This is a genomic window from Kitasatospora sp. NRRL B-11411 (assembly GCF_000721345.1).
Classification (GTDB): Bacteria; Actinomycetota; Actinomycetes; order Streptomycetales; family Streptomycetaceae; genus Kitasatospora; species Kitasatospora cineracea.
The window spans coordinates 1-13,967 of sequence record NZ_JOGH01000145.1; the positions used below are offsets into that span (position 1 = coordinate 1).

10 protein-coding genes are annotated in these 13,967 nt (G+C 75.4%); 2 read left to right on the forward strand and 8 right to left on the reverse strand.

The window, feature by feature from the left end:
- From galT to IH44_RS0135470, 6 genes are all read right to left on the reverse strand, one after another.
- A partial coding sequence (gene galT, locus IH44_RS0135445) for a galactose-1-phosphate uridylyltransferase (RefSeq protein WP_030463941.1) occupies nucleotides 1–936 on the reverse strand: 936 nt, incomplete at its 3' end.
- 208 nt (nucleotides 937–1,144) lie between these two features.
- Nucleotides 1,145–2,788 (reverse strand): phosphoglucomutase (alpha-D-glucose-1,6-bisphosphate-dependent), encoded by a 1,644-nt coding sequence (gene pgm, locus IH44_RS0135450; protein ID WP_030463942.1) that lies wholly within the window; start codon nucleotides 2,786–2,788, stop codon nucleotides 1,145–1,147.
- 154 nt (nucleotides 2,789–2,942) lie between these two features.
- Nucleotides 2,943–3,563 carry a hypothetical protein gene (locus tag IH44_RS43400; RefSeq protein WP_157852573.1) on the reverse strand — a complete coding sequence of 207 codons (621 nt, stop codon included), beginning with the start codon at nucleotides 3,561–3,563 and terminating at the stop codon, nucleotides 2,943–2,945.
- Between the two features lie 4 nt (nucleotides 3,564–3,567).
- On the reverse strand, nucleotides 3,568–4,821 hold the full coding sequence (locus IH44_RS0135460; protein ID WP_051818006.1) for a hypothetical protein: 1,254 nt from the start codon (nucleotides 4,819–4,821) through the stop codon (nucleotides 3,568–3,570).
- A complete protein-coding gene (locus IH44_RS0135465; RefSeq protein ID WP_035957352.1) occupies nucleotides 4,818–5,555 on the reverse strand; it encodes an ATP-binding cassette domain-containing protein in 738 nt (245 codons plus the stop codon). Before IH44_RS0135465 ends, IH44_RS0135460 begins: the two co-directional genes overlap by 4 nt.
- A 354-nt stretch (nucleotides 5,556–5,909) precedes the next feature.
- A complete protein-coding gene (locus IH44_RS0135470) occupies nucleotides 5,910–6,707 on the reverse strand; it encodes a LysR family substrate-binding domain-containing protein (RefSeq protein WP_030463946.1) in 798 nt (265 codons plus the stop codon).
- A gap of 114 nt (nucleotides 6,708–6,821) precedes the next feature.
- Between IH44_RS0135470 and IH44_RS0135475 the strand changes: the two genes are divergently transcribed.
- A complete protein-coding gene (locus IH44_RS0135475) occupies nucleotides 6,822–7,262 on the forward strand; it encodes a DUF5997 family protein (RefSeq protein ID WP_030463947.1) in 441 nt (146 codons plus the stop codon).
- A 182-nt stretch (nucleotides 7,263–7,444) separates the two neighbouring features.
- Nucleotides 7,445–9,010, forward strand: coding sequence for an adenosine deaminase (locus tag IH44_RS0135480; RefSeq protein WP_030463948.1), 1,566 nt, complete (start codon nucleotides 7,445–7,447; stop codon nucleotides 9,008–9,010).
- A 78-nt stretch (nucleotides 9,011–9,088) separates the two neighbouring features.
- On the opposite strand, the gene IH44_RS0135485 is transcribed toward IH44_RS0135480, so the two are convergent.
- Nucleotides 9,089–12,031 (reverse strand): tetratricopeptide repeat protein, encoded by a 2,943-nt coding sequence (locus IH44_RS0135485; protein WP_030463949.1) that lies wholly within the window; start codon nucleotides 12,029–12,031, stop codon nucleotides 9,089–9,091.
- On the reverse strand, nucleotides 12,031–13,920 hold the full coding sequence (locus IH44_RS0135490; RefSeq protein WP_051818008.1) for an HSP90 family protein: 1,890 nt from the start codon (nucleotides 13,918–13,920) through the stop codon (nucleotides 12,031–12,033). Before IH44_RS0135490 ends, IH44_RS0135485 begins: the two co-directional genes overlap by 1 nt.
- Nucleotides 13,921–13,967 lie beyond the last annotated feature (47 nt).

Here is a 13,967-nt window from a genome sequence, read left to right on the forward strand (position 1 = left end):
GGGGGCGGGGCGGGGGGTCTGGTGCCAGGCGGCGATGTAGGGGGCGGGGACGGGGAAGAGGCGGTCGAAGCGGCGCAGCAGGTCGAGGTAGACGCGGGGGAACTCGGCGCGGGCGGCGGCGTCGAGGGTGGTGAGGTCGGCGGTGCGGCGGTTGGGGTAGAGGTGGACCTCGTAGGGCCAGCGGGCGGCGAACGGGACGAAGGCGGTCCAGTGCTCGCCGGCCAGGACGACCCGGGAGTCGGGCTTGCCGGCGGTGGCGCGTTCGGCGGCGAGGACGTCGTCGTAGAGGTTGCGGCCGGTGGCGGCGAGGTGGGCGGCGGCGCGGTCGAGGGCGAGGGCGGTGCGCGGGGTGGTGAACGGGAAGGCGTAGATCTGGCCGTGCGGGTGGCCGAGGGTGACGCCGATGTCGGCGCCGCGGTTCTCGAAGCAGTAGACCTGGCGGACGCCGGGGCGGGCGTACAGCTCGGCGGTGCGGTCGGTCCAGGCGTCCAGGACGAGGCGGGCGCGTTCTTCGGTGAGGTCGGCGAAGGCGGCGTCGTGGTCGGAGGTGAAGCAGACCACCTCGCAGCGGCCGGTGCCGGGGGTGAGCGCGTAGGGGCCGTCGGACCAGGGGGCGACGTGGGCGGTGGAGGAGTCGGCGAGGGACGGGAAGCGGTTCTCGAAGACCGCGACCTGGTAGTCGGCGGCCGGGATCTCGCTGAGCCGGCCGTCCCGGGACGGGCAGAGCGGGCACTCGTCGGCCGGCGGGTGGTAGGTGCGGCCCTGGCGGTGCGCGGCGATGGTGACCGCGTCGCCGGTGAGCGGGTCGATCCGGACCTCGGAGGCGCTCGCGGCCGGTTCCAGCGGGCGCCGGTCGACGGCGTCGCGGGGGGTGGGCGCGGCGTCGTAGTAGATCAGTTCGCGGCCGTCGGCCAGTTCGGTCACCGTCTTGTGCACGGCGGCACACTCCTCATGGTTCACGTCGCGGCTCGGGGCAGGGCGGGCTGGGTGAGCCGACACAACGAACATCTTCGAACAGAGGGCATCACAATGCAACACCCCTCCGGTCCGACGGACCGGAGGGGTGGTGGCGCGGGGAGGCCGAACGGGCCTCGGCGGGGCCGATCAGGCCTTGACGGGGCCGATCAGGCCTTGACGGGGCCGATCAGGCCTTGGCGAGGACGTCGCCGACCAGCTCGCGGGCCTCGGACTGGACCTGGGCGAGGTGCTGTTCGCCGTGGAAGCTCTCGGCGTAGATCTTGTAGACGTCCTCGGTGCCGGAGGGGCGGGCGGCGAACCAGGCGTTCTCGGTGGTGACCTTGAGGCCGCCGATCGCGGCGCCGTTGCCGGGGGCGTGGGTGAGGACGGCGGTGATCGGCTCGCCGGCCAGGGTGTCGGCGGTGACCTGGGAGGCGTCCAGCGCGGCCAGGGCGGCCTTCTGCGCGCGGTCGGCGGGGGCGTCGACCCGGGCGTAGACCGGGTCGCCGTGCCGGGCGACCAGCTCGCGGTGCAGCGCGGAGGGGGTGCTGCCGGTGACGGCGGTGATCTCGGAGGCGAGCAGGGCCAGCAGGATGCCGTCCTTGTCGGTGGTCCACGGCGAGCCGTCGCGGCGCAGGAAGGACGCGCCGGCGGACTCCTCGCCGCCGAACGCGACGCTGCCGTTCAGCAGCCCGTCGACGAACCACTTGAAGCCGACCGGGACTTCGAGCAGCTCGCGGCCGAGCCCGGCGACCACCCGGTCGATCAGCGAGGAGGACACCAGGGTCTTGCCGACCGCCGCCGTCGCGGGCCAGCCCTCGCGGTGCCGGTACAGGTAGTCGATGGCGACGGCCAGGTAGTGGTTGGGGTTCATCAGCCCGCCGTCGGGGGTGACGATGCCGTGCCGGTCGGCGTCCGCGTCGTTGCCGGTGGCCAGCGCGTAGGCGTCGCGCTTGTCGATCAGCGAGGCCATCGCGTACGGGGAGGAGCAGTCCATCCGGATCTTGCCGTCCCAGTCCAGCGTCATGAAGCGCCAGGTCGGGTCGGTGAGCGGGTTGACCACGGTGAGGTCGAGGCGGTGGGTCTCGGCGATCCGGCCCCAGTAGGCGACCGAGGCGCCGCCGAGCGGGTCGGCGCCGATCCGCAGGCCGGCGTCCCGGACGGCGTCCAGGTTGAGGACGGCGGGCAGGTCGTCGACGTACGCGCCGAGGAAGTCGTAGCGGCCGGTGGTGTCCGCGGCCAGCGCCCGGGCGTACGGGACGCGGCGCACGCCGTCCAGGCCGGCCGCGAGCAGGGCGTTGGCGCGGCGCTCGATCCAGCCGGTGGCGGTGGAGTCGGCCGGGCCGCCGTGCGGCGGGTTGTACTTGAAGCCGCCGTCGGCGGGCGGGTTGTGCGAGGGCGTCACCACGATGCCGTCGGCGAGCGCGGCGGGGCGGGTGCGGTTGTGGGTGAGGATCGCGTGCGAGACGGCCGGGGTCGGCGTGTAGCCGTCCGCGGTGTCCAGCAGCACGGTGACGCCGTTGGCGGCCAGCACCTCCAGCGTGGTGGCGCGGGCCGGCTCGGACAGCGCGTGGGTGTCGATGCCGAGGAACAGCGGGCCGGTGGTGCCCTGCTCGGCCCGGTAGTCGCAGATCGCCTGCGCGGTGGCGGCGATGTGGTCCTCGTTGAAGGCGGTGCGCAGCGACGAGCCCCGGTGGCCGGAGGTGCCGAACGCGACCCGCTGGCCGACGTCCTCCGGATCGGGGTGCAGCGCGTAGTAGTCCGTCACCAGGCGGGCGACGTCGATCAGGTCCTGCGGCTGGGCCGGCTGGCCGGCCCGTGCGTGCACCATCGTGGTTCTTCCCCTCGGTCGGTACGGCAAGGATGCCCGTCGACCATCATGCGGGCCACACCGCCCCGGCGGTGGGAACGCCGGGGAGCGCGCGGGCGGCGGGACGCCGGCCGGGGCCTGAACCCCCGCCCGGACGGGGCGGCCCCTCCCCCGTTCACCGACGGCGGGCCAACTCCCGCCACCGCCACGGCGTCAGCCACCACGCCGCCGCGCCGAGGGCGAGTGCCGCGGCAGCCAGCAGCCAGCAGGGCGTGCTGTGCCAGCCCTGCCAGGGCCAGTTCCACCAACGCACCGCACCGGCCGCGTCCCAGCCCAGGTAGCTGAGCGGAAAGAGCGTCACGACCGGGAGCACCCAGACCTGTTGGCGGCCCCACAGCCGCCCGGACAGGACCGCGAGCCCCCACCAGATCAGCAGGGCCCGCCCCACCGCGACCGCGCTCGCCGGGCCCGCGACGACCGCCTCCGCGCCACCGGCCAGGCCCACCGCGCACGCCCCGGCAGCCAGCAGCTGGACGCGTTCGGCCCGCCGCAGCCGGGGGCCGCCCGCCGCCTCCCAGCCGTGCATGCCGCTGTGCAGCGACCCCGCCGCCAACGCGGCCCACGCCACGGCCAGCACCATCCGCAGCCGCAGCGTGCTGTCGCCGCCGTGGCCGCCGGGCAGCACGACCGCGACCGAGCCGAACCAGAGCTGGATCCCCGTCAGCGCCACCGCCCCGGCCGCCGCCCACCCGAGGCGGCGGGGCCGCGCGTACAGCGCCGCGTGTGACGCCGTCACCGGTTCAGCCACAGTCGCCGCCGTGCGGCAACCGCTGGTCCACCCAGGCGAGTTGGACGTCCTCGGGCTGGGCGACCAGCCGGCCGATCGCCGCCTGGTCCACCCCGGGCGGCCCGCCGTGGACGCTCGCCGGGACGCCGCCGCCCGCGACCCGGGCGATCAGCCAGGAGATCAGCTCCCAGTGCCCGCGCTCGGCGTCCCGGCAGGACGGCGGGATCGTGGCCTCGGCGGTCAGGATGCCGATGCTCGTCGCCGCCTCCCAGGTCTCGCCCTCCCGGAGGTAGAACCCGTTCCCGGAGTCGAGCGGCTTCCCGTCCAGGCCCTCCTCCAGGAACCGGGCCGGTACCTTGAACCGTCCCGCGGGCAGGGCCGCCACCCGGTCCGCCATCGCCTGCAGCGCGGGCAGGTACTGCCGGCTCTCCGGCCACACGCAGATCACCGGCGTCCCGGTGGTGCACAGCGGGCGGGCCGGCACCGGCCGCTGCACCAGCAGCGGCCCGGCGAGCGCCCACAGCGCCACCGCTCCGGCCAACGCCAGCACTGCGCCGACCGTGCCGAACGGGCGGCGGCGCCACTCCGGCCCGTACCCGCCGATCCGCACCTGCCGACCGGCGGCCACCGCGAGCCCGGCCAGCGCCAGCGCGGTGGCGGCCCGGGCGAGCAGCGGCCAGGGCGCGACCGTCCGGCTGGGGTACCCGGCCAGCACGGCGAGGCCGACGCCCGTTTCGGTGCCCTGCGGCACGAACCCGAACAGGCCGAGGAACACCAGGCATCCCAGCGTGCACACCACCGGTACCGCGAGCCGCGACCGCGTCCCGCGCCCCGCCAGGTGCCCCAGGGCCGTGCACCCGGTGATCAGCACCGCGCCCAGCAGCACGTAGCCGGGCCACCGGAAGGCCGGCCCGCCGTCCGGCACGGTCACCGCGGCCGCGGCCACCACCCCGACCGCGTACGCCGCCAGGCCGTACGTCAGCGCCGCCGCGAACTGCGCGGCTTCGATCCGCCACCCCGGTCGGGCCGCCGCGAACCCGGCCGGCACCCCGGCGCGGCGGTGGGAGGCCGCGGCCCAGGCCGCCGCGCCCGCCATCGCCGGGCCGAGGTAGAACGCCGGGATCTGCGCCGCCGCGCTCGCCTGCGACCACACGCCGATCCAGGACCGGCTGCGCCCGAACAACACCAGCAGCACCACCGCCACCAGCACCGGGAACACCCACCGCAGCGGCGAACGCCGCAGCTCCGTCCGGTACGCCCAGTTCATCGGCGCACCGCCGGCCGCCCGTCGAGGGCCCGCATGTAGCCGCGCTCCAGCGGGGTGTCGCCGGGGTCACTCTCCCGGGCCAGGGCGGCCAACTCCTCGGCGGTGCCCAGGAAGACGACCCGTCCCTCGTTCATCACCGCGACCTGGTCGCACACCGCGGCGACGTCCTCGACCAGGTGGGTGCTGAGCACCACCGCCGTCCCGCGCAGCGAACGGACCAGGGCGCGGAACTCCAGCCGCTGCGCCGGGTCCAGGCCGACGGTCGGCTCGTCCAGCAGCACCAGCCGGGGCTCGCCGACCAGCGCGGCGGCGATCCCGGCCCGGCGCAGCATGCCGCCGGACAGCGACTTCATCCGGGTCCGGGCCCGCTCGGCGAGTCCGACCGCCTCGACGGCCCGCCGGGCGGTGTCGGCGGCCTGTCCGGCGGGCACCTCGCGCAGCCAGGCGCAGTACCGGACGAACTCCTCCACCGTGTAGCCGGGGTGGTGGCCGAAGTCCTGCGGCAGGAAGCCGATCCGCCGCCGCGCGAGCCGCGCCGACCGCTCCGAGCCGATCCGCTCGCCGCACACCTCCAGCGCCCCGCCGAGCGGCGGCGCGACGGTGGCCAGCGTCCGCAGCAGGGTGCTCTTCCCCGCGCCGTTCGGCCCGAGCAGGCCCAGCACGCCCTCCCCGACCGCCAGGTCCAGCCCGTCGATCACCGTCCGGCCCCGATACCCCTGCACCAGACCAGCCACCCGCACTACCGGCTCCACGCCACGCCTTCCGGTCCGGGCCGTGCGGCGGCGCGCCGGTGCCGTCCCAGCCCGAGCAGCAGTCGTCGAGGGGCGCGCTCCGAGCGGCGCGCCGGCGGGCGGCCAGGTGTCCGGCACGGCCGCCGTGTCGGGAGCCTTCCGTACACCTCCGGTTCGGGCAAGGGCGGTCGGCGGCGGCCCGGGCCCGTTTCCTCCCGAAATCCGGCCCGCCGGCGCCGCCGGAGGTGACGGTGCGTCACCCGGGGCGGCGCTGCTCCGGCGTTCGGCCCGGTCGGTGACTGCGGAGCGCGATGTCACAGTCACGCAACAGACGCGCCCCGGCCGGGGGCGGGGCGGCTACTTCTTGCGGCCGCCGCCGTTGCCGCCGCGCTTGGGCTGGGCGGTGCGGCCGCCGGCGGTGCGCTGGCCCGGCTTGGGCCTGCCGGTGCGCTGCTGGGACTGGGACTGGCCCTTGGGCTGCGGGCGGGCGGGCTTCTTGGCGGACGGGCGGCGCTGCTCCTCGGCGGCGGCGGTGCGGCCGCGGGAGCTGTTGGCGGTGCGGCCGCGGACGATGCCGATGAACTCCTCGACCAGGTCGGTGGTGGCGTCCTCCGGCCAGGCGAGGGCGACCTGGGACTGCGGGGCGTCGACCAGGGTGCGGTAGGTGAGGTCGCGGCGGTGGTGCAGCCGGGCGAGGGACTGCGGGACGGCCAGCACGCCGACGTTGGCGGCGACCAGTTCGATCGCGTCGCCGGTGGTGGCGGGGCGTTCGAAGGCCGGGCGGCCGGGCAGTTCGGGCCAGTCGAGGGTGTCGTCCTGCGGGTGGAAGACGACCTCCTCGGCGAGGTCGGCGGCGGTGACCTCCTCGGCGGCGGCCAGCCAGTGGTCCTTGGGGAAGACCACCACGGTGGTCTCGGTGTACAGCGGGATGGCGCTGAGCACTGTCCGGTCCACCGGCAGCCGGACCAGGCCGGCGTCCGCCCCGCCGGACAGCAGCAGGGCGCGGCCGTCGGCGGGGGCGTGCTGGAGCAGTTCGACCGGGACGTCCGGGAGCCGCTCCTCCCACACCCGCAGCCACTTGGTGGGCGTCACCCCCGGCACGTACACCAGGCGGAAGGGGGCGGGGGACTGCTCGGGCTGCTCGGTCTCGGTCACGGGTTCCAGGCTAGCGGGCCGCGGGGCGGGGTCGGCCCGGCGGCGGGCGGTGGCGGGGAGGTGGCGGGGGCGGCCGTGACCTGGGCAGGGGTGCGTTCCCTATACCCTTGTCGCATGACTACGCCCAAGCCCAAGACCTCCCAGACCATGAAGCCCGCGACCGCGGCCAAGAAGCTGGGGATCTACCTGGCGGCGACCCCCGCCGAGTTCCAGGCGGGCGTCGTCTCCCGCGACGAGCTCAACGCGATGCAGGCCGAGCCCCCGCAGTGGCTGGTCGACCTGCGCCGCAACGGTCCGCACCCGCGCCAGGTGGTGGCGGCCCGGCTCGGCGTCTCGGTCACCGGCCTCGGCCGCGCCGGGATCTCCGAGGCGCTGACCACCGAGCAGATCGACGCGCTGCGCGAGGAGGACCCGGAGTGGCTGCGCCGCGAGCGCGCCACCCAGGCCGAGGTGCGCAAGGAGGCGCAGCGGGTGAAGGACGCGGAGGCGAAGGCCGCGTCGGTGAAGGCCGCCCGGGAGGCGGGCCGGGCCGCGCACAAGTCCGGCCGGAAGTAGCACGGTCCGGAGGAGCGCGCCCGGAAGCAGCACGGTCCGGAGGAGCACGGTCGGAAGCAGTGCGGTCGGAAGTAGCACGATCCGATCGTTTCTGGGCCGTTTCCGCGCGGCGACACCCGTTCGGATGATGTGCGCACGACATGAACGGCTTTGCGGCGTACGGGAGCTGACGATCCGTCAGCATGGCGGGCATGACGTCGCTACGCCGTTCCGGCACCGCCGCACTCGTCGCCTGCGCGGCCCTGCTGCTGCCGCTCGCTCCCACTGCCCAAGCCGCCGACCGGGCCGGCTCCCGTCCGACCGAGGCCGCCGTCGCCGGCCTGCTGGACGGGATCCGGCAGGACCCGGCACGGCTGGACGCCTTCCTGCGGGCCATGCCCAAGGGCGGTGATCTGCACAACCACCTGTCCGGCGCGGTCACCACCGAACTGCTGATCAAGCTGGCCGCGCAGGACGACCTGTGCATCGACTCGGTGACCTTCACCTCGGCCACCGGCCCCTGCCAGGGCACCCTGCGCCCGGCCCAGGACGCGCTGGCCGAGGGCGAGTTCCGCACCCAGGTGATCCGGGCCTGGTCGATGCAGGACTTCACCCCCGGCGCGGAGTCCGGCCACGACCACTTCTTCGCCACCTTCGGCAAGTTCGGCGAGGCCAGCTGGCGCCACCCCGGCACGATGATCGCCGAGGTCACCGACACCATGGCCGCCCAGCACCAGAGCTACCTGGAGACCATGCTGACCCCGGCCTCCGGCGGGGTCGCCGCGCTGGCCGCCAAGGTCGGCTTCGACCCGGACCTCGCGGCGCTGCGCCAGAAGCTGCTGGCCGACGGCCAGATGCAGGCCCTGGTGGACAGCGCCCGCGCGGACCTGGACACCGCGATGGCCGAGTACCAGACCACCGAGCAGTGCGGCACCCCGCAGGCCCGGCCCGGCTGTTCGGTGACGGTGCGGATCCAGTCCCAGGCCTCCCGCGCCTCCACCCCGGCCCGGGTCTTCGCCCAGTTGCTGATCGGCATGGAACTCGCTTCCCAGGACGACCGGTTCGTCGCGGTGAACCTGGTCCAACCGGAGGACTACCAGTCCTCGCTGGACAACTACCAGCTCGAAATGCAGATGCTGGACTTCCTGCGCCCGCTCTACCCGAAGGCCCACATCAGCCTGCACGCGGGCGAGTTGGTGCCCGGTCTGGTCAAGCCGGAGGACCTGACCTTCCACATCCGGCAGGCCGTGCTGACCGGCCACGCCGAGCGGATCGGCCACGGCGTGGACGTCACCCACGAGGACGACGCGGCGGACCTGCTGCGCACCCTGGCCGAGCGCAAGGTGCTGGTCGAGGTGCCGCTGACCTCCAACGCGCAGATCCTCCAGGTGCAGGGGCAGCAGCACCCGTTCCCGCTGTACCGCAAGTACGGGGTGCCGACCGCGCTGGCCACCGACGACCCGGGCGTGGAGCGGATCGACATCACCCACGAGTACGTCCGCGCGGCGCAGACCTACCGGCTGAGCTACCAGGACCTGAAGGACCTGGCGCGCAACTCGCTGGAGTACGGCTTCGTCTCCGGCCGGAGCCTGTGGCGCGACCGGGACGGGTTCAAGCCGGTGCCGGAGTGCCAGGGCCGGGCCCTCGGGTCGGAGAACCCGACGCCGAAGTGCGCGGCGCTGCTGGCCTCCAGCCCGAAGGCGGCGCTGGAGTGGAAGCAGGAGGGGGCGTTCCGCACCTTCGAGACCTCGGTGCTGAACGTGAAGTAGTGCGTGGAGCAGGTGTGTTGACGGCCCGTCGGGGGTGCTCCCCCGGCGGGCCGCCGGTGTGCGGGGCGGTCGGTGGTGTCAGTGGCGGGTGAGGTGGGCGCGCAGTTCGGTGAGGGGCTGGGCGGCGTCCTCGGCGTCGGCGGCGCGGAACTCGGCGACGGCGGCGTCCAGCCGGGCCAGCGCGGCGTCCCGGCGGTCGAGGCGGTTGGCCTCCAGGATGGCGGCGACCCGGATCGACTCGGCCCGGCCGTGCTGGGCGCCGGGGCCGTAGGCGGCGAACGCAGCGATGGCGAGTTCCATCTCGGCGAGGGCCTCCTCGTCGCGGCGCAGGGCGCTCAGGGTGCGGGCCCGGGTGTCGTGCAGGGTGCCGTCGGGGCAGCCGCTGGAGAAGTCCTGGCCCTCGCGTTCGGCGGTGCGGGCCACTTCGGCGGCCTCGTCGAGCCGGGCCAGGGCCTGGTCGGCGGCCTCGGGGTGGTCGGGGCCGTGCCGGTCGGCGGTGTGCCGGGCCTGGCGCAGCAGCATGTCGAAGACCGCGTCGGCGTGCGGGGCGGTGCGGTGGCTGTCCAGGGCGCGCTGCCGGGCGAGGTCGGCGGCGGGCCACTGCTCGGCGGCGGCCAGGGCGGCGGCGGCCTCGGCGGCGACCATGGTGAGGATGTGCCGCTCCTCGAACCCGGCGACCTGGTCGGCGAGCAGCAGGTACTCCTCGGCGGCGGCCCGGGGTTCGTCGAGTTCGCGCAGGCCGCGGGCCAGGTTGAGCCGGGCCTGGGCCTGTTCGCGGACGTCGAGTTCGGTGAACGCCGGTTCCAGCAGCACGGATTCGAGGACGGCGACGCCGTCGTCGGCGCGGCCGGAGCCGCACAGCACCTGGCCGAGCATGATCCGCGCGGAGGCCGCGTCGTCGGCGTCGCCGTTGCGGTCGTAGCGGGCGGCGGCCTCGGTGAACGCCCTGGCCGCCTCGGCGAGGCGGTCCAGGCCGAGGTAGGTGCGGGCGAGGCCGTCGTGCACCCGGGCGGTGCCGGCCGAGCGGTCGCCGTACTGGGCGGCGGTCTCGGCGGCCTGCCGCAGGAAGCGTTCGGCGGCCGTCAAGTCGCCGGTGTACATGGCGAGTTCGCCGCGCTGGCCGTACACCTGGGCGAGCCGCCAGGGGGCGCCGGCCCGGTCGACCAGCTGTTCGGCCTCGGTGATCAGCCGGTCGGCGGCGGCGAAGGCGTCGCTCTCGTCCCGGTGGCGGTCGGCCAGGAAGCGGGCCCGGGCGCCGAGCAGCCGGGCGTTGGCCTGGCGGTGCGGGAAGCCGTGGCGTTCGGCCTCGGTGTACAGCCGCTCCAGGGTGGCCTCGGCCTCGGCGAGGGCGGCCGGGTCCGGCCCGGGGCCGTCCGGGCCGCCCGCCTCGGCGGTGGCCTCGAAGAGCGCCCGCAGTTCGGCGTTGGCCTGCAGTTGCAGGACGGCGACCAGTTCGCGGCCGCCGTACGGGGTGCCGTCCTCGGCCAACTCGGCCAGCCGGCCGCAGAGTTCGCGGATCGCGGGGAGGTCGCCGGGGTGGTCGTCGGTGGGGCCGGCCAGCCGGGCCCGGCAGCCGAGGGCCCGGGCGGTCAGCCCGGCCTGCTCGAACAGGGCGGCGGCCGAGGTGTAGAGGGCGGTGGCCTCCTGGTCGGAGGTGTGGCTCTCGAAGGCGCGTTCCAGGGCGAGTTCGGCCCGGAGCTGGGCGAGCGAGCCGAGGCCGGACTGTTCGGCGTCCTCCGGGTGCCGGTGGTCGGGGGCCTCGATCAGGGCGCCGATCCGGTTCCAGTGCAGGATCGCGTCGGGGTGGTTGGTGGTGCTCAACTCGCGGGCCTTCTCCACGAGTTCGGCCAGGTCGGCGGGGGCGGCCGGGGTCGCGGCGGGGGCGGGCGCGGGCTGCGGGGCGGCCGGTGCGGGGCCGGTGGCGCGCAGGCCGAGCGGCAGCGGTTCGGCGAACAGCGGGGTGCGGGCCAGCCGGGCCCGGCGGGCGTCGCCGACCGCGGCGGTGCCGTTGCGGGCGTCGTAGCGGGCGGCCAGCGCGTCGCCCTCGGTGCGCAGTTCGGCGAGCAGGGCGGCGGCGGTGCGGTGCGCGCCGGGCGGGCCGGCCACCGGGACGTCGCCGTGGCCGTCCTCGACCAGCCGGGCGAGCAGCAGGTGGGCGCCGGTGAGGAAGTGCAGCCGGGAGAGCGGGTCGCCGTGCCGGTCGAACAGGTCGCGGTTCTCGGCCAGGATCTCCAGGCCGCGCGGCTCGTTGCGGGTGAGCGCGCAGAACTCCAGGTGCAGGCCGACCGCCTCGGCGGCGGCCGGGCGGCCGCGGGCCCACCGGTAGCCGGTCAGGTGCGCGGAGCGGGCCTCGTCGAGCCGGCCGGTGCGCAGCAGCGGCAGCAGGGCGAGGGCCCGGCTGGTGTGCGGCTCCTCGGAGCAGGAGCGCTCGCCGGAGAACACCGGCTGCCAGATCTCCAGGGCCCGTTCGTCCTCGCCGCGGGCGACGAAGTGCCGGGCCTGCTCGCGCAGTTCGCAGGCGTGGCAGTCGCTGTAGCGGGAGCGCCAGCGGCCGGCCCACAGTTCGAAGGCGTCCTGGACGCCCTCGCCGGTGTGGGCGGCGAGCCGGTACTGCTGGGCGTAGTAGGGCTGCAGGTCGTGGCCGCGCTCCAGGTAGTGGCGGCGCAGTTCGCCGTGCCAGCGGCGGACCGCCTCCAGCGGGACGTCGGGGACGCTCAGCAGCGCGGTGGCGACCCACTTGTAGCGCCAGTCGGTGGCGTGGTTCTCCCAGTCGCCGAAGCTGTCGGGGTGCTCGGTGCGGAGCTTGGCGATCCGGGCGAACACCACGGGCAGTTTGCGCCGCTCGGCGTCGTACTCGTACGCCTCGGTGAGTTCGAGCAGGGCGAAGGCGAGCAGCTCGGGGTCGTCGAACTGCTCGGCGGCGTCGACGAGTTCCTCGGCGGTGACGGTGCGGGTGCGGCCGTGGGGCAGTTCGTCGTTGGCGCGCAGGGCGGCGCGGACGGCGTCGATGGTGTCGAGCATCACGGCTCCTGGTGCGGCGTGGTCGGGCCGGTCTCCCCGGCGGGGGCTGCGGGGGCGGGCTCGTGGCCGAGCATGGCGTGGTCGAGCAGGGAGAGGAAGGAGCGGTTCAGCAGCGCGGACTCACTGGCCTTGAGCGGGCGCCGGGCGAGCAGCAGGGCCTGGCCGTAGAGCGCCTCGACGGTGGTGACGGCGAGGTCGCGGTGCCGGATCGCGGCGGCCCGGCGCACCAGCGGGTTGAGGTGGTTGAGCACGAGTTGGGCGCGGGGCGCGGAGCTGCCCAGCGAGCCGAGGATGTCGGCCCACAACCCGTCGGCCTGGTCGGCGAGTCGGGTGCGGGTGCGCTCGTGCCGGGCTTCGCGGTCGTCGAGCAGCAGGGCGGGGGCGCTGCTGGGGTGGAAGGTGCGCAGCGCGACGTCGCAGTCGAACCGGCCGAGGACCTCGCGGGCGGTGGCGAGGAACGCGGCGGCGGCGAGTTCGGTGGCCGGGTCGACGTTGTCGAGGTGCGCGGTGACGGTGGCCGGGTCGAGGTCGGCGACGGTGGTGCCGGTGCGGATCTCGGGGAGGCGGTGCACCAGGTCGCGGTCGTAGGTGTAGCCGCCGTTGATGACGCCGAGGCCCGCGGCGCCGGCGATCGGGGCGACCTGGCGGAATTCCTCGACGGTGCGGGTGACCAGCACGACCGGGTGGGCGCGGGCGAACTCGTCGAGCGTGACGTTGCCGTCGGTGGTCTCGAACGGCAGCCAGGGCAGCAGCATCCGCAGCAGCTGGTCGTCGTGCCGGGCCAGCGACTTGACGGCCAGGTGGTGCACGGACAGGAAGCGGTGCAGCAGGCCGGGGTCGCTGGCGGACAGGTCGGTCAGCCAGTCGCGGATCCGCAGGCCGAGCGCGTCGCGGACGGCGGCCAGCGTCTCGTCGGCGTACAGCGCCTCGCGGGAGGCGGTGGGGCGCAGCCGTTCGGCGTCGACCACGCAGCGCACGAAGAACGCCCACTCGGGGAGCAGTTCGTCGGCCTGGTCGGAGAGCAGCATGCCCTTGAGGTGCACCCGGTGCCCGGCCCGGCGGGACGGCGGGACGGCCTCGGGCAGCACGTAGGCGACGCCGTTGAGGCCGACCAGCGGCAGGTCCAGGTCGATGGTGTCGAGCGGGGTGAAGTCGAAGGTGTCGCGGCAGTGCTCGGTGAGCGCCTCGCGCCGGGCGGCCGGGTTGTCGTGGCGGGCGGCCCAGGGCGCGGGGGTCCGGTTGATCCGGGTGGGGTGCCCGGCGGCGTCGACCACGGTGACCTCGTGGCGCAGCAGGCTGCCGTAGTGGCGGGCGAGTTCGAGGACCCGGCCGGGCGCGGTCCACTCCTCGGCGTCGGGGCGCGGGGTGAGGGTGACGGTGGTGCCGGGCTCGGGGCGGGCGTCGGCGGGCAGGGTGGTGATGGTGTAGCGGCCGTCGGAGCGGCCGCGCCACTCGACCACCGGGGCGTCGGGGGTGCGGGCGGAGCGGGTGGTGACGGTGATCTCGTCGGCGACCACGAAGCAGGCCAGCAGGCCGATGCCGAACTGGCCGATGAACTCGCTCCGGGCGTCGGCGAGTTGCCCGGCGTCCAGGTCTCCTTCGGCGGTCCGCTTGGAGCTGCGGCCGATGGTGGCGAGGAAGGTGTGCACGTCGGCCTCGGTGAGGCCGACGCCGGTGTCGGAGACCGAGAAGACCTCGCCGGTGGTGACGGTGATCGCGGCGGGCGCGGCCGGGTCGAGGGCCTGCCGGGCGGTGATCGCGTCGACCGCGTTCTGCAGCAGTTCGCGCAGGTAGACGCGGGGGCTGGAGTACAGGTGGTGGGAGAGCAGGTCGACCAGGCCGCGCAGGTCCACCTGGAAGGTGTGCGCGCTGGGGTCGTTCGGGGTCACCGGGCTGGTCCTTCGGCTGGTTCGGGCGGGCGGGGACGGGGCGGCGC

Excerpts from the sequence above, each read along its gene's own strand:
- IH44_RS0135485 (WP_030463949.1), bottom strand. The coding sequence starts at position 12,031 with ATGCTCGACACCATCGACGCCGTCCGCGCCGCCCTGCGCGCCAACGAC.
- pgm (WP_030463942.1), bottom strand. The coding sequence starts at position 2,788 with ATGGTGCACGCACGGGCCGGCCAGCCGGCCCAGCCGCAGGACCTGATC.
- IH44_RS0135475 (WP_030463947.1), top strand. The coding sequence starts at position 6,822 with ATGACTACGCCCAAGCCCAAGACCTCCCAGACCATGAAGCCCGCGACC.
- IH44_RS0135460 (WP_051818006.1), bottom strand. The coding sequence starts at position 4,821 with ATGAACTGGGCGTACCGGACGGAGCTGCGGCGTTCGCCGCTGCGGTGG.
- IH44_RS0135480 (WP_030463948.1), top strand. The coding sequence starts at position 7,445 with ATGGCGGGCATGACGTCGCTACGCCGTTCCGGCACCGCCGCACTCGTC.